This window comes from Thalassomonas sp. RHCl1, from assembly GCF_947387555.1.
GTDB lineage: Bacteria > Pseudomonadota > Gammaproteobacteria > Enterobacterales > Alteromonadaceae > Thalassomonas.
Genome location: NZ_CANDNZ010000001.1, coordinates 81670 through 98190, shown reverse-complemented (window position 1 = coordinate 98190; position 16521 = coordinate 81670). Strand labels below are relative to the sequence as shown.

General features: G+C 48.0%; 12 protein-coding genes and 1 tRNA gene. 9 read left to right on the top strand and 4 right to left on the bottom strand.

The window, feature by feature from the left end:
- Positions 1 to 18 precede the first annotated feature (18 nt).
- The 4 genes from QL234_RS00380 to QL234_RS00365 all read left to right on the top strand — a co-directional run bounded on the left by QL234_RS00380 (position 19) and on the right by QL234_RS00365 (position 5244).
- Positions 19 to 465 (top strand): GatB/YqeY domain-containing protein, encoded by a 447-nt coding sequence (locus tag QL234_RS00380; RefSeq protein WP_281555894.1) that lies wholly within the window; start codon positions 19 to 21, stop codon positions 463 to 465.
- 133 nt (positions 466 to 598) lie between these two features.
- Positions 599 to 2362 (top strand): DNA primase, encoded by a 1764-nt coding sequence (gene dnaG / locus QL234_RS00375; protein WP_281555893.1) that lies wholly within the window; start codon positions 599 to 601, stop codon positions 2360 to 2362.
- Between the two features lie 151 nt (positions 2363 to 2513).
- Positions 2514 to 4367, top strand: coding sequence for an RNA polymerase sigma factor RpoD (gene rpoD, locus QL234_RS00370; protein WP_044831909.1), 1854 nt, complete (start codon positions 2514 to 2516; stop codon positions 4365 to 4367).
- 241 nt (positions 4368 to 4608) lie between these two features.
- Complete coding sequence (locus QL234_RS00365) at positions 4609 to 5244, top strand: hypothetical protein (RefSeq protein WP_281555892.1); 636 nt, start codon at positions 4609 to 4611, stop codon at positions 5242 to 5244.
- A 9-nt stretch (positions 5245 to 5253) separates the two neighbouring features.
- Here the strand turns inward: QL234_RS00365 and QL234_RS00360 are convergent, their stop codons facing one another.
- Positions 5254 to 6426, bottom strand: coding sequence for a methanobactin export MATE transporter MbnM (locus tag QL234_RS00360; protein WP_281555891.1), 1173 nt, complete (start codon positions 6424 to 6426; stop codon positions 5254 to 5256).
- The gene (locus tag QL234_RS00355; RefSeq protein ID WP_281555890.1) at positions 6419 to 7252 is read right to left on the bottom strand and encodes an MbnP family copper-binding protein; all 834 of its coding nucleotides are present in this window, start codon (positions 7250 to 7252) and stop codon (positions 6419 to 6421) included. Before QL234_RS00355 ends, QL234_RS00360 begins: the two co-directional genes overlap by 8 nt.
- 103 nt (positions 7253 to 7355) lie before the next feature.
- Between QL234_RS00355 and QL234_RS00350 the strand changes: the two genes are divergently transcribed.
- Together QL234_RS00350 and QL234_RS00345 are read left to right on the top strand one after the other, a co-directional pair.
- The gene (locus QL234_RS00350) at positions 7356 to 10082 is read left to right on the top strand and encodes a choice-of-anchor B family protein (protein ID WP_281555889.1); all 2727 of its coding nucleotides are present in this window, start codon (positions 7356 to 7358) and stop codon (positions 10080 to 10082) included.
- Between the two features lie 221 nt (positions 10083 to 10303).
- A tRNA-Ile gene (locus tag QL234_RS00345) sits at positions 10304 to 10380 on the top strand.
- 62 nt (positions 10381 to 10442) lie between these two features.
- Here QL234_RS00345 and QL234_RS00340 read toward each other — a convergent pair.
- Positions 10443 to 11357: a hydrogen peroxide-inducible genes activator gene (locus QL234_RS00340; protein WP_281555888.1), complete on the bottom strand. Its 915-nt coding sequence runs from the start codon at positions 11355 to 11357 to the stop codon at positions 10443 to 10445.
- Between the two features lie 272 nt (positions 11358 to 11629).
- On the opposite strand from QL234_RS00340, the gene katG reads away from it, so the two are divergent.
- The 3 genes from katG to QL234_RS00325 all read left to right on the top strand — a co-directional run bounded on the left by katG (position 11630) and on the right by QL234_RS00325 (position 15956).
- Positions 11630 to 13849, top strand: a complete 2220-nt coding sequence (gene katG / locus QL234_RS00335; protein ID WP_281555887.1) for a catalase/peroxidase HPI — start codon at positions 11630 to 11632, stop codon at positions 13847 to 13849.
- 335 nt (positions 13850 to 14184) lie between these two features.
- The gene (locus QL234_RS00330) at positions 14185 to 15519 is read left to right on the top strand and encodes a M28 family metallopeptidase (RefSeq protein ID WP_281556934.1); all 1335 of its coding nucleotides are present in this window, start codon (positions 14185 to 14187) and stop codon (positions 15517 to 15519) included.
- Positions 15520 to 15776: 257 nt separating this feature from the next.
- Complete coding sequence (locus tag QL234_RS00325) at positions 15777 to 15956, top strand: hypothetical protein (protein WP_281555886.1); 180 nt, start codon at positions 15777 to 15779, stop codon at positions 15954 to 15956.
- Between the two features lie 182 nt (positions 15957 to 16138).
- On the opposite strand, the gene QL234_RS00320 is transcribed toward QL234_RS00325, so the two are convergent.
- Complete coding sequence (locus QL234_RS00320) at positions 16139 to 16414, bottom strand: HU family DNA-binding protein (RefSeq protein WP_044831917.1); 276 nt, start codon at positions 16412 to 16414, stop codon at positions 16139 to 16141.
- Between the last annotated feature and the right edge of the window lie 107 nt (positions 16415 to 16521).

Below are 16521 nucleotides of genomic sequence, written 5' to 3'. Positions count from 1 at the left end.
ACTTACTGAGACTGTAGCATGAGTCTACTTGCCCAACTCAAAGATGAGATGAAAAACGCGATGCGTGCCAAAGACAAAGTACGTCTTGGCGTTATTCGTATGGCGTTGTCTGCCGTTAAGCAGATCGAAATCGATGAGAAAACTGAATTGAATGACGATGGTATTATCGCGGTATTAACCAAAATGGTTAAGCAGCGTAAAGAATCCATCGCAATGTTCACTGACGGTGGACGAGATGAAATGGCCGCAGCCGAAGCTGCAGAAGTCGTGGTATTGGAAGAATTCCTTCCGGCACCGCTGACAGCCGAGGAAATCGACCAAATGATTTCCGATGCCATTTCACAATCCGGTGCGGCCTCAATGGCTGACATGGGTAAAGTCATGGCAGTATTAAAACCGGCAATGCAAGGTAAAGCCGATTTGGGCGCGGTCAGCGGCCAGGTCAGAGCCAAGCTAAACGCTTAACCGGCACTTTAATCTCCCGACAAAAAAACCGCGATTGCTTCTGCCTCGCGGTTTTATTTTTTTCTGAAACATGTAAAATTGTTTCAAGCATTCCAGCCGTTTATTTTTGTGATTGCTAAAGGTACCTGAACACGTGGCAAAAACCGGACTCATTTCCCGACAGTTTATCGATGACTTATTGGCCCGGGCTGATATCGTTGAACTTATAGATGCGCGCGTACCGTTAAAAAAAGCAGGAAAAAATTACCAGGCCTGCTGTCCTTTCCATACCGAAAAATCGCCGTCTTTTACCGTCAGTCAAGACAAACAGTTCTACCATTGCTTCGGCTGCGGCGAACACGGCAACGCCATTTCCTTTTTGATGGAATTCGACCGGCTGGAATTTGTTGATGCCATCGAAGAACTGGCATCACTCAATAATATGGAAGTGGTGCGGGAGCAAACCAATCAAAGTCCCGCCCAGCAACTAAAACAGCAGCAAGCCTATCAGCAAAAACAGGGCGACTATGAGCTGCTGGAGCAAATCAGTAAATTTTACCGCCAGCAGCTAAAAGTCGCCGCCGATAAAGACACCGCAATCGAGTATTTAAAAAGCCGGGGCTTGAGCGGCGAAATCGTACAACGTTTCGGCATAGGTTATATCAGCGATGCCTGGGACGGTATGATGAAAGTCTTTGGCGGCAACCATCAGACAAGCCAGCAGCTGGTGGATTTGGGCATGGCCATTCAGGGGGAGAAAAACCGTCCCTACGATAGGTTCCGTGGCCGCATCATGTTTCCTATCCGCGATAAACGCGGCAAGGTCATAGGTTTCGGTGGCCGGGTGCTGGCAGACGGCACCCCGAAATACCTCAACTCCCCGGAAACCCGGGTTTACCATAAAGGCCAGGAATTATACGGCCTGTATGAAGCCAAACAGGCCAATAAACAATTACAGCGCTTAGTGGTAGTGGAAGGTTATATGGATGTCGTGGCCCTGGCCCAGCACGGCGTGGATTATGCCGTAGCATCACTAGGCACCTCCACCACCGGCGAACAATTGCAAACCCTGTTTCGCACCGTCAAAGAAGTTATTTGCTGTTATGACGGCGACCGGGCCGGCCGTGATGCCGCCTGGCGCGCGATGGAAAATGCCCTACCGCTGGTGCGCGACGGTTACTCCCTCAAGTTTGTGTTTTTACCCGACGGCGAAGATCCCGACTCCCTGGTACGCGAGCAGGGACAAGAAGCATTTGAAAAAATTCTCGACAGCGCGACGCCATTATCAAAATTCCTGTTCGAGCATTTGCTGACTTCGGTCGATATGAATTCCCTGGAAGGCAAATCCGCCCTGGTGGATTCTTTCCAGCCGTTTTTACAAAAAATGCCCGACAGTATATTAAAAGACTCAATCATCAATGAGCTGGCCAATAATTTCGGCACCGGCAGCGAACAGCTCCAGGCCAAGCTCAATAAAAACCTCGGTCAGGAAAACACTCCGGCGCCAAAACAAAAGCAGCCGAAAGTCACTCCGGTCAGACTGGCTATTGCATTATTGCTTGAGCATCCCCATATAGTAAAGGCACTGCCGGATCCCTCGATATTACAGCAGTTAAACGTACCCGGGATCCCGCTATTATGCCAGTTGGTGAACCTGTGCCAGCAAAATCCGGACATTAACAGCGCACAATTGCTGGAATATTTCCGCGATACCGAGCAGGGAACACAACTGAATAAACTCATGTGCTGGCAGCATCATGTTGAAGCCGAAGCTGCCGAAGATGTTTTTTTAGACAGTATTGAAAAATTACTCAACACTTTTGTCGAACAAAGAACAGAAGTGTTATTGCAAAAAGCGCGTACAGGCCAGATGACCCAGGTTGAAAAACAGGAGCTTCAGGCGCTGTTAAACGCATAATACGATACCAATAGCAACAAAGACTATAATTAAATCAATGCTAATTTAGTATCGAAAACGTTTATTGCTGGAAATTTACCCGTGGCCTTGCTACAATTTCCTGCTTTATTTTTTCTTATTTTGATAGCCCTACATAGGTGGACACTCGTCAATGGTTCAAGCCCCACAATCCAGACTTAAAGAGTTAATAACCAAAGGTAAAGAGCAAGGATACTTAACCTTTGCCGAGGTTAACGATCATCTTCCTCAGGATATTATCGATTCCGATCAGGTTGAAGACATCATTCGAATGATCAACGACATGGGTATCCAGGTGTTTGAAAACGCACCGGATACGGATACGTTGATGATGAGTGAAGCCAATACCGATGAAGATGCTGCAGAAGCTGCCGCAGCAGCGCTGGCAACGGTAGAAAGCGAAATCGGCCGTACAACCGACCCGGTACGTATGTACATGCGTGAAATGGGTACCGTTGAGCTGTTAACCCGCAAGGGTGAGATCGTTATTGCCAAACGCATCGAAGAAGGTATCAAGGAAGTACAACACAGCGTTGCCGAATACCCGCCGGCCATCAACTTCCTGTTAGAGCAATGGGATAACTTTGTTGCCGAAGAAATTCGCTTAAGCGACATCATAGTCGGCTTTTTGGATCCGGATGCCGAAGACGACGATATCGCCGCTGCAGCCACCCATATCGGCTCAGAGCTGTCAGATGAAGATCTGAAAGATGAAGATGCCGATCTCGACGATGACGAAGACAGCGACAGCGATGAGGACGATGAAGAAACCGGTCCTGATCCTGAGTTGGCGAAAGAAAAGTTCGCCCAGCTGCGCGCCGCTTACGAGCACGCCAATAAGATCATCGACGAAAAAGGCCGCGGCCACGCCGATTCTCAAGTTGCCATCGACGGTATCGCCGATGTCTTCAAAGAATTCCGCTTAATTCCTAAAGTGTTTGACCGCCTGGTGAAAAACATGCGCAGCGTGATGGACCGTTTACGTGTTCAAGAGCGTTTGATCATGAAACACTGTGTGGTTGGCGCAGGTATGCCAAAAGCGACTTTCATCAAGATTTTCCCGGGTAATGAAACCTCAAAAGACTGGTTTGAAGCGCAAAAGAATGCCGGCGAACCTTATTCAGCTAAACTGGCGGATGTCGAGCAGGACGTTGAACGTTGTATCTACAAACTCAACATGCTTGAACAGGAAACTTTCCTGAATGTTCACGGCATCAAAGACATCAACCGTCGTATGTCAATCGGTGAAGCCAAAGCCCGCCGCGCCAAGAAAGAAATGGTTGAAGCCAACTTACGTCTGGTTATCTCCATCGCCAAGAAATACACCAACCGTGGTTTGCAGTTCCTGGATCTGATCCAGGAAGGTAATATCGGTCTGATGAAAGCGGTGGATAAATTCGAATACCGTCGCGGTTACAAGTTCTCGACTTATGCAACCTGGTGGATCCGTCAGGCGATCACCCGTTCAATTGCCGATCAGGCCAGAACTATCCGTATTCCGGTACATATGATCGAAACCATCAACAAACTTAACCGTGTTTCCCGCCAGATGTTGCAGGAAATGGGTCGCGAGCCGACGCCGGAAGAACTGGCCGAACGCATGATAATGCCGGAAGACAAAATCCGTAAGGTATTAAAAATTGCCAAAGAGCCTATTTCCATGGAAACCCCGATCGGTGATGATGAAGATTCGCACTTAGGTGACTTTATTGAAGATGGCAGCGGTGAATTGCCGGTTGATTCAGCCACTTCTGAAAACCTGAAGAATGCCACTCACGAAGTGCTTGCCGGTTTAACCGCCCGTGAAGCCAAGGTATTAAGAATGCGTTTCGGTATTGATATGAATACCGACCACACCTTGGAAGAAGTGGGTAAGCAGTTTGACGTTACCCGTGAGCGTATCCGTCAGATTGAAGCGAAAGCCTTACGTAAGCTTCGTCACCCGTCCCGTTCAGAGCAGCTGAAAAGCTTCTTAGACGGTGAATAAACACGGAGCGTAAGTACATTCTTACTTAGGTCACTCATCCACATCCGTGTGGCCGTGACATACCATACATCCTGTATATAAAAGCATGTTTATCTCAGATAAACATGCTTTTTTTATGTGTGAAATTTGCTAGCCAATAAAAACGTTTATACCTCCCCTCTGCCCGCGGCAGCCCTGAAAACTGGATTTTTCTCCTTTCACAATAAATACTTAACCTACCCCACACCAAGATGGAACCGCCATGTGTAAAGCCTTGCCCTTATCACTTGTCCTGTCGGTAGTCGTTTTTTCTCCCCTTGACGTCCTTGCTCACGATAACCAGAAATTAGAGTTCACCCCTTTTATCGGCTATCGCTTAGACGGCGATTTTGAACAAACCGATCCGGCAACAGGAATAGAAACCGAACTTTCACTGGAAGATAAAGCCAGTTACGGTTTTAGTATCGCCTGGCCCTATTCAGACCAGCGGCAGGGGGAGTTTTTGATCAGCCATTATCAGACAGACTTTACCAGCCATAACGCAAGTTTATTCTCGGCACATAACAAGATTGATGTGACTTATCTGCATATTGGCGGCAATGTGCCGCTCACTCATGTCCCGGTGCCGATAAAATTTTCCGGTGGTTTAGGACTTACCTACCTGGCGCCGCAAAGCTCACGTTTTGACAGTGAAAGCCAGTTTTCAGTCAATCTCGGCTTACAGGCTCGTTTGCCCATCAATGAACAGCTGGCTTTTCGTGTCGATGCCCGGCTATTTGCCACTTTCTTCGACAGCGACGGCGAGATATTTTGCAGCAACCAGGGCTGTATTGCCTCCGTATCCAGTGAATTATGGTTGCAGGGAGAAATCACCGCCGGACTGAGCTTTAGCTTTTAAACAACTTGATCAGGGTGCAGCATGCTCAGGCGCCGTTAAAAACGCTTTATCGGTTAACGAATGTAAAAAGGCCAGTAAGTCATGCCTTTCCCTGGTCGTTAAGGTAAAACCTTTCATAAAGGGACTTTTCAGGGTGTTTTTACGCCCGTCTCCCCGGTTGGGACCCTGGATAATATTTCTGCCGCCGTCGGCATAAAAGTCAATCACCTGCTCCAGCGTCTTAATACTGCCATCATGCATATAAGGAGCAGTGACGGCAACATTTCTCAGGGTAGGCGCACGAAAACGGCCGTTATCGGCAGCCAGGGTGCTGATTTCTGCCAGGCCGTTGTCCTCCGCCGGATAGCGCGAAGCTCCGTCGACATTATATAAGCCGATATTGTGAAACGGCCGCCGGTCGATTAACTGCTTCTCATGGCCGGTTGACTGGGTAAAATTAAAGCCGCCATGACAATGATGGCATTCGAGCCTTTCCGAAAAAAACAAATTCATGCCGCGAATCGCTTCTTCCGGCAACGCCGAATCGTCTCGCCAGTAAGCATAATGGTCAAAGGGGGAGTCAAAGGAAATTAAACTGCGGACAAAGCTTGCCAGCGCTTTAGTGATCAAGTCAAAGCTCACCTCCCCGCTGCCAAAAACAGCGGGAAAATTATCGGGAAATGCTTGACGAAAAAGCGCACGATAGGCCGGGGTCTGGAAACGGGCCAGCACCTCCTGTTCATGGTTAGTGATCCCCAACTCTACCGGCGATTCACTAAACATAGGCAATAACAGCTGAAGCTCTATGCTGGTTAAACCGTCGTGAGCCCAGGTCAGGGTTTTGTTATAGGCAATATTCACCAGGGCCGGAGCATTACGTCTGTGTCTCTGACCGGTAGAGCCTACCGAAGTGGTTAAAGGCTCGGCAAAGGCATATTCCTGTAAATGGCAACTGGCACAAGACTGGGTTTGATTGGCAGACAGGTTTTTATCATAAAACAGCATCCGCCCCAGTGACACTTTTTCAGCGGACATAGGATTATCTGCCGGTACCTGGGGCTTAGGAAAACCGTCGATTATCGGCCATTGATAACCTTCGACCTCCTGGTTTTTACCACAGCCGGTCAGGCAAAAGCTCATCAGCAGGGGCAATATAAACAGCCGGCTCCTTGAGGAAGAAATGTTTGTTTTTAAATTAATCATCACTGCCCCGGAACAAGCGGGACTCAGGCTCACTGAGGTTGGCCAGTATCTGTCGGCAATGGGGGTTTTCCGGGGCAGACTGGCAACTCTTTTCCCGGGTTAACGTTACCTGAGTTAATAAACGAGATAAATCCAGATGCAGTTCTGGGGTATTGCTGTCAAAGGCAAATTCAAACTGAAAACGGTTTGGCTGGCGGCACTCCTCTGCCGGGGGCCTTACCGGACTAACAGCCGAACAACCGGTAGAGCCTAAGTGAAATAACCAGGTATCATCTTTTGAAACCATCTCAAGCCGTAAAAACTTATGGCCGGTGCGCCAGACCCAAAACATGGATGGCTCATTCAGCGGGCTTTTTTGAGTCAGCGGATTTTGATGATTTAAACTAAAAGGAACCCCCAAAGTAAAACGTATCCGGCTTATACTCGAAAGCTCAAAGGAAGGTGCTAAGGCTAACTGCCAGTTGCCCGAAGTAGCATCCCTGTCATCAGGCGAGCATACCTGCCCCAGCAAGGCAACCATACCTGACTGAAACTCGGTTTCCAGCATCGGCCAGGTTTGCCATAAGTTATTTGCCTGGACAGAAGCTGAATCATCACTTTGGCTAATAACCTCAAGATCGCTGATAAAGAACTGCAGCTGCTGATAACGCCAACTTTTATCCATATGAGAAAAAGGCTTGTTGCACGCTAACACCTGCTGCTGGTAAACCGGGGTTACTGTGATGTTGACCGCTTGATTACGATCGCAAGCCGCCAGGGAAAAGAGCACAGAAAAAAAAGCTGTTATTTTAAGCAGCGTTAAGAAAAACAATTTAATATCAGACATTAAGCCCCATAAAAACATGCTGACAACTCAAATGATTATCGTATACTAAAAACTAATCTAAGCACCATAGATATTTCATCGGATCAAGGTAAAGGCTTAAATTATGATAATAAAAATAGTCTATCTTTCATTGTTGACCACCTTTTTTTCCAGCGCCAGCTTTGCCCACTCAGAACACGACAAAGCCCGTTTTGTTGCCAACCAGGGGCAGGATAAGGGCAAATGCGACCTGGCTTTGCGCCCCTGTAAAACCATCGCCTACGCGGTCAGCCAGGCCAATAAAGGCGACAAGATATTAGTGGCCGGCGGCAGCTATCCGATCAATTCCACCGAAGAGTTATTCTATTTAAAAAGTGCCTTAGTACCGGTTTATGGCGGTTATAACCGTTTTGACCATTATCAGAGCCAAAGTCCGGATAGCAACCCTACCCTGCTGCAGGGAGTGCCGGCAGAAATGGCCGCTAATTTGCGCCAACAGGGCTTCACCCTGGTTGGAGACGGTAAATCTCAAATAGATGAAAAAAAACTGAAAAAACAGCTTGATAGCTACGCCAGCTTAAGCCGGGTACAATCACAACAAAGCTGTAGCAACGGCCAGGCCGGTAATTTTGCCTGCAATAATATCGATCTCCTGGCCCATATGCCGCTGAGCCAGTTCTCCACCAGCCCGGGCGCCGCCAGCGATATCTGGGGACATGTTGACCTGAATACCGGCAATGAGTACGCCCTTATGGGACTGACCAATGGCATTGCCGTGGTAGATATCAGTGACGGTGCCAATCCGGTTGAGGTAGGTACCATAACAGGCGCCAATTCAAACTGGCGCGATATCAAGGTCTACCAGTACTATGACCATAACCTCAAAGTATGGCGCGCCTACGCCTATGCCACAGTGGACAACACCCTTGATTACGTCACCATCATCAACTTAAATAACCTGCCGCACTCGGTGACCCTGGCGGAAAAAAATACCGCTGTGGCCACCGCCCATAATATTTATATCAGCAATACCGATCCAACATTAAACATTGCCAAGCAGGGACTCACCCCAAGCCTGCAACTGCTCGGCGCCAATAAATTCAGCGGCGCCTTTCACAACTACTCACTGGAAAATCCGGCATCGCTCACCGCATTAAACAATGCCTCGGTCGGCAGCGGCTACACCCACGACGGCAGCTCTGTGGTGATCAGCGATAACAGGGCAGCCAGTGACTGTCAGAGCAATGGCAACTGTACGGTATTCATTGATTTCAATGAAAATGAAATGAAACTGTGGAATATTTCAAATCCCGACCATATCAGCCAGCTGGGCTCGGCAAAATATGATGATGTCCCCCAGGAGGCTCGATACGTACACTCAGGCTGGGCCAGTGAAGATCAACAAACCATTTTTTTACACGATGAATTCGATGAAAGAGTTGGCGGGTTGAACACCACTTTAAGGATGTTCTCCATTGCCGATTTAAACAACCCGGTGCAAATCGGTACCTGGACCGGCGATACCGCGGCAGCGGATCATAACGGTTATGTACGCGGCAACCGCTATTATATGTCCACCTATGAACGGGGCTTAACGGTACTGGATATCAGCCAGGCAGCAACCCCGGTGGAAGTGGCTTACTTTGATACCTTTCCCTCCTCCAATAATGCCACCTATAACGGCGCCTGGGGGGTATATCCCTTCCTGCCCTCCGGCAATATCCTGATCAGTGATATCAACAGCGGCCTGTATATTTTAAAAGATAACAGCCAGACATCCGCACAGGGGGATATCAGCTTCAGCCAGTCAGCCATCAGCGCTGTTGAAGGCGAAAGTATCGAAATTAGCGTACAACGCAATGCCGAAACTCCGACAAGCGATACCAGTATTTCCTATCAAATACTACCCGGCAGCGCCTTGCCCGATGAAGATTACACCCAGGTAAGCGGCACCCTGACCTGGACAGGCAACGACAACGCGGCTAAAACCATCTCGGTTCCTGTGCTTGCAGATGTCGATAGCGAAGGCGATGGCGAATTCGGCGAAAGTTTTTACCTGCGCTTATATAACCCTACGGGCGGCGCAACCATTTCTTCCCCCAACTACCTGACGGTTAATATCGCCGGCAAGGCCAATACCGGCGTTATAGGTTTCACCCGGGAAGAGGTCATACTGCCGGAAAACCAGGGACCGGCAAGCATCATAGTTTCCCGCGAAGGCAATGTAGAAGGAGAAGTATCGGTCAGCTACCAGCTGGAAAACAACAGCGCATTAATAGATGAAGACGTAGAAAACACCAGCGGTACCCTCACCTGGAGCGATGGCGATAAAAGCAACAAAACCATTATCCTGACGCTGATCAATGACGACCTGGCGGAAGAAGAAGAAACCTTCACCCTGAACCTGGCTTCGGTAAATGACAGCCGGCTGGGTAACTTTAATCAACTGTCGGTTACCATCTCAGATGACGAAAGCAACCAGGCCCCTTCGGTAAATCTGGGGGAAGATAAACAGGTCAATACCCGCCAATCGCACACCTTAACCTCCACCGTCAGCGATCCGGAAAACGATCCCCTGAGCTATCTGTGGAGCCAGAGCTCGGGGCCTACCGTCACCATATTTGATACCACGCAAAACAACATGAGCTTTATTGCCCCCGACAATGCCAGCCTGCTAAGCTTTTCTTTAGCGGTAACCGACAGCAAAGGTGCGACTACCACAGACAGTATCAACGTCACCGTCGTCGGCTCTACATCCAATACAGGCAATTCCAGCGGCGGGGGCGGAGCTGTTAACTTAAGTTATTTACTGCTGTTATTGCCGCTCATTTGGCGACGCCGTCGGTTATAAACCTGGCTTACAAAGCAGAAATAACCAATGCCCCCGAGCGCTTGCAAGTGTTCGGGCCACTAAAACGGCCAGCTTGACAGCAATACTTGAATACTATTTAGGCAGTTGGAAAATATCGTATTTTTTACTTTAGAAATAGGTGACAACAAAATAAAAAATGCTTATACTGCCACCCGCTTTAGTTGAGGTGCGTCTGTGTTATCTCTTAAAGCGAGATGAATGGCCCCTTAGCTCAGTTGGTTAGAGCATCCGACTCATAATCGGCAGGTCCCCTGTTCAAGTCAGGGAGGGGCCACCATTTTCCAGGTTCTCAGCCAGAGCTCAATGGCAATATTTCCGGGGGATCACCCCATTGCAACATCACCCTTTAATTAACTCACACTTCTCCGTTAACTGACCATTAAAAATCCCCTGCAACAAAATGATTTCATTGGTCCTGACATAATTTGGCCGGATCACTAAAGCTATGGTTCTGTGCGGGCCGGGTTCATTTAAATGAACAGCCCTAAGTTCCGACTCATCATAGATCAATTGATCCAATGCCATCTGCGGCACCAGGGTGCTGCCAAGTTTCCCGGCAACCATCTGTACTAAAGTATGCAAGCTTGAAGAATCAAAATCCGCGTTCTGTTGCTGGCTCTGCAAACTGCAGGCGGCCAAGGCATGGTCTTTTAAGCAATGTCCCTCCCGAAGCAGCATCAGCTTTTCCACTTCCAGCTCTTCACTGGTGATTTCCTGCATTTGGCTCGGGCACTCATCTTTATGACTCACCCAGTAAAAGTCTTCCTGCCAAAAATCAAAACGCATCAGCCCTTCAATGGGAAAAGGCAAGGCCAGCACTGCCGCATCTATGTCACCGCTTCTCACCTTATCTACCAGTACATGAGATTGTTCTTCAACGATTTTCAACCTGATATCCGGGTATTTTCTTCGCATCTCAGGCAACACTTTTGGCAGCAGGTAAGGGCCGATAGTCGGGATCACACCTATCGTCATCGGGCTAGAAAAAGGCTGCTTATTTATTTGTGAGACTTGTAAAAGTTCGTCTAATTCCAGTTTGATTTTTTTCGCTTTATTGAGGATCAACCGGCCGTTATCCGTGATCAGCACCTGTTTGTTATTCCGCTCAAAGATGGTGACCCCCAAATGCTTCTCAAGCTCATTGATGGCAATACTTAAAGTCGATTGCGAGACATTACAAGCTTCAGCAGCTTTTTTAAAATGCAATGTCTTCTCTATTGCCAGTGCATAATGGAGTTGTTTTAATGAAATCATATTTACCGATGATAGTTTTTATTGAACATAAAGCTTTTTTTAATCAGTTTGACTATAGCTTATCACGGCAATATAACCTGACAACACAGTTCATCGCTGACAAAAGCCTGATAACAGTTTGTATTTTCTATTAAAAGCAGCAACATTTTATAATTAAAAATATCAAACATTATCTTCAGTTCAATCAATTATTCAACAAGCCTTTTCTATTCTACTCTCTTCCTACTTAAAGGGATTTATTGACAAACTTATGATAAGAAAGAGGCATTACAATGTTAAAAAGCACACTCCCTATAGTAGCGATATCAGTTGCTTTATCTTCTCTGGCGCTGTCGACTACAGCGCTGGCAAGTGGTGAAGCAAAAACCAACCAATTTTGGTGGCCGGAACAACTCAACCTGAGTCCGCTCAGGCAACACAGCGAAGAGTCCAACCCTTACGGCGCACAGTTCAATTATGCCAAAGCATTTGCAACCCTTGATTTAAAACAGCTTAAAAAAGACATTCAGACGACCCTCACCGATTCTAAAGACTGGTGGCCCGCAGACTGGGGACATTACGGCCCGTTAATGATCCGCATGGCCTGGCACAGCGCAGGGGTTTACCGTGTCCATGACGGCCGCGGCGGTGCTGCCGGCGGCCAGCAACGCTTCGATCCGCTGAACAGCTGGCCCGACAATGCCAACCTGGACAAGGCACGGCGGCTACTATGGCCGGTCAAACAAAAATACGGCCGCAAACTTTCCTGGGCAGATTTAATGGTGCTTTCCGGCAATGTTGCCCTTGAATCCATGGGTTTTAAAACCTTTGGTTTTGCCGGCGGCCGAAGCGACGACTGGGAGCCTGATTTAGTGTACTGGGGTCCGGAAACCGCCTTTCTGGATGACAAACGCAGAGACAAAAAAGGCAAACTCAAAGGCCCGCTTGCGGCAGTCGAAATGGGCTTAATTTATGTTAATCCGGTAGGACCCCACGGCAACCCCGACCCATTGTTGGCGGCTAAAGACATCAGAATGTCGTTTGGCCGCATGGCCATGAATGATGAAGAAATTGTCGCCCTGATCGCCGGCGGTCATACTCTAGGTAAGGCCCATGGCGCGAAAAAACCGGATAAATGTGTCGGCGTGGAACCTGCCGCCGCAGAGGTTGAAGCACAAGGTTTAGGGTGGAAAAACAAGTGTGGCACAGGTAAAGGCGCAGATACCTCAACCAGTGGTTTAGAGGGTGCCTGGACCATAACCCCGACCCAGTGGTCATCCAACTTTTTAGACAACCTGATGAACTTTAACTGGGTACAAAGTAAAAGCCCTGCCGGTGCCATTCAGTGGATTCCTGACGATAAAGCAGCAGCAAACCTGGTACCGGATGCACATATAGCCAATAAACGTCATGCCCCTATCATGCTCACCACCGACCTGGCATTAAAAGAAGATCCGGGCTTTAGAAAAATCGTCGAGCGCTTTCAAAAAGATCCCAGCGAGTTTGATCGCGCTTTTGCCAAGGCCTGGTTCAAGTTAACTCACCGCGATATGGGCCCCCGGGCAAGATATGTTGGCGCAGAAGTGCCAAGTGAAGTGCTGTTATGGCAAGATCCGCTTCCCGGCGTTAAACACCAGCTCATTAACGCAAAAGATATCGCCAAACTGAAAAAACAACTGCTTGATTCCGGCTTAACCAACGCTGAATTAATCAGAACCGCCTGGGCTGCTGCTGCCAGCCATCGAGTCACCGATATGCGCGGCGGTGTTAACGGCGCCCGCATCAGGCTTGAGCCGCAAAAAAGCTGGCAAGTCAATAACCCCGCTGAACTAAACAAAGTACTGCCAAAGCTTGAGTCAATCCAGGCGAAATACAACCGCAAATCTGCTAACAAGCAAGTATCACTGGCAGATTTAATTGTCCTGGGCGGTGCTGCCGCCATTGAAAGCGCGGCAAAGCAGGCAGGCCACAACCTTGAAGTCCCCTTTAAGCCAGGGCGTACCGATGCCTCACAAGCACAAACAGATATTGAATCATTCAATTATTTACAGCCAACAGCAGACGGTTTCCGCAACTATTACAGCAAAACAAGCTATATGTCACCGGCAGAAATGCTCATCGACAAAGCCAACTTATTGGGTTTGAACGTCCCTGAAATGACGGTACTCGTTGGCGGCATGCGCGCATTAAATGCCAATTACGACGGCTCCGCTTTAGGTGTTTTTACCGACCAGCCGGGCACATTAACCAATGACTTCTTTGTCAACCTGTTAGACATGTCTACAACATGGACTAAAGCCAAAGGTAATACCGGCATTTATCAAGGTCATGACCGCGCCTCAGGCAAATTAAAATGGCAAGCGACCCCCGTCGATCTCATTTTTGGCTCTAATTCTGAATTAAGATCGATTACCGAAGTCTATGCTTCAGATGATGCCGGCAAGAAGTTTGTAAATGACTTTGTTGCCGCCTGGGTCAAAGTCATGCAGTTAGATCGCTTTGACTTGAAATAAGCAGCAATAAGTTTCACCGGGAGCTACTAAGGTTTTGAGTTTTAAACTGTAGATAATACGGCTTAAAGCTCAAAATAACCTGAATGGCTCCTTGGTGATAGGCAAACAATGCTAAGCTCCCTGTTAGCCCCCCATCAAGCTCATCCCGACATCATTATATTTCCCTGCACCAATAAGAGAGACGATGGCAGTTAAGACATTTATGGTCAGTTATCACTCGCTTGTGCTAATCTCAGTCAATCGTTAAATGATTACGGAACCTTATGATGTTAAAAGCCTTTCGACCCGGCGTTATCACACTGGCCATCTCCGCACTTTTATTACCCCAAAGCGTAATGGCAGCAAAAGATTTGCCCCGGGTACCGCCGACAGAGCACCCCATATTGAGAACAATCCAGGCAGAAGTGAGTGCCGAGCAGGTGAAGAGAACGGTGACTAAACTCGTGTCTTTTGGCACCCGGCATACCTTGTCAGAAACACAATCAGATACCCGGGGGATCGGCGCAGCCAGGCGCTGGATAAAAAGCGAATTTGAACAAATTTCGGCTTTATGCGGCGGTTGTTTAGATGTGATTGAACAAAAACAAACGTTTTCCGGTGAAAAGCGTATTCCCGAGCCAACGGAAGTGGTTAATATTGTTGCTATCCAACGGGGCACTTTAGATCCTAACCGTTATATCATCATGACCGGCGATATAGATTCACGGGTCACCGCTCCCTTAGATGCCGCCAGTGACTCCCCCGGCGCCAATGATAATGCTTCAGGCATCGCCGGTGTACTTGAAGCAGCCCGGGTACTTTCCCAGCATAAATTTGCCGGCACTATTGTTTATGCTGCCTTATCGGGAGAAGAGCAGGGTTTGTTTGGCGGCAAAATCATGGCCGGCATAGCGAAAAAAGAAGGCTGGCGTGTCGAAGCGGTCATTAATAACGACATGATAGGCAACATTTCCGGTATCAATGGCGTCACCAATAATGCCACGGCACGGGTCTTTTCAGAAGGCACCCGCTTTGTTGAAACCGCTGAAGAAGCACGTAAACGTCGTTTCACCGGCGGTGAAGTCGACTCCCCCTCCCGCAATGTCGCCCGCTATATTGACAAAATTGCCGATAATTACATCCCCAATCTTGATGTGATGATGGTTTATCGGCTCGATCGCTTTGGCCGCGGCGGTCACCACCGGCCGTTTAATGAGGTGGGGTTTCCCGGGGTACGGATCATGGAAACCAATGAACATTATGATCGCCAACATCAAAACTTACGCAACGAGAACGGCCGTCAATTCGGTGATGTGCTTTCCGGAGTCAACTTCCCTTATAACGCCAAGCTAACCTCTTTAAATGCCGTCACCCTGGCTGCTATGGCCTGGGCGCCGCCACCGCCGGCTGAAGTGGAAATTAGCGGTGCGGTAAAAGCCTCAACCACACTGAGCTGGCAGCGGCCGCAGGGTAAAATGGCGGAAAACTTGGCCGGCTATCGACTTTATTGGCGTTTAACCACTGAGCCTACCTGGACCCGTAGCCAATATGTCGGTGATGTGACTGAATTTGAATTGAAGAACATCGTCATTGATAACTATTTCTTTGGTGTCAGCAGTGTCTCCAAAGAGGGCTTTGAAAGCCCGGTGGTTTTTCCCGGCCCTGCCGGATCCTTTGGCGGTTACCAGTAAGCCTGTTAAATGATCCGCACCTGAATAGAACAGAGCTTTGCGCCAATATTCTTCACTTAAGCGTGAACAGTATTGGCAAGCTCTGGGGCTGTTTATTCATCAACTTTCAATTTCTCAAGCGCTCAAAACTACGATTCACTGATAAGTCTCATGTAATAATACCCCTTATTTTTCGTTGACTTACACTCGATAACCATTAACTTAGTTAACTGCTGTCTAATCAGCACAAAACCCTCATCTTAAATATGGACGTATAAATGAAACTTAAATTGAATAAAAATAAACTTAAAAACCTATCGAAAAATGATAAAGGCATGCCGGCAGAGATGACCCCTCAAGTTGCGGGGGGCGGTGCCGGACGAGGTGACGATTACTCGAACTTCTGTAACACTATCGATGCGCAAACTTGCCAATGTGTAACCCGCAGGTGCGGTTAACCATCAGCACTTTACTGCCGGTAAAGAAATGCCGGTAAAAATTACCGGCATTTGATAAGGCTATTATGCCTTTGGGCAATAGTCCTACCCCTTGCAACAGATAAACCTGATAAGGGATATTGCTATAGCTATAAAAAAACCAGCATTGAGCTGGTTTTTTTCTGAAACTTTAAGCTGACAGCTTATGCGTTTACTGTGTCTTTTAAACCTTTACCAGCTTTGAAGCCAGGCATTTTAGCAGCAGCGATTTGAATTTCTGCGCCAGTTTGCGGGTTACGGCCAGTACGGGCGGCACGGTCAGTTACTTTAAAAGTACCGAAACCAACAAGCGCTACGTCACCGCCATTTTTTAACTCTTCAGTTACGGCGCCTATAAAGCTGTCTAACGCACGTCCAGCAGCGGCTTTGGAGATATCAGCGCCTTCGGCCATTTTTTCTACTAATTCACTTTTGTTCATGGTATTAACTTCTCATTTGTTTATTATTGATAAGGCATACTAGATAAGAAATTCTTCAAGCGCAATGAAAATGTGCCCTGTAGCGTAATTAACTGCTTTTTATTGCG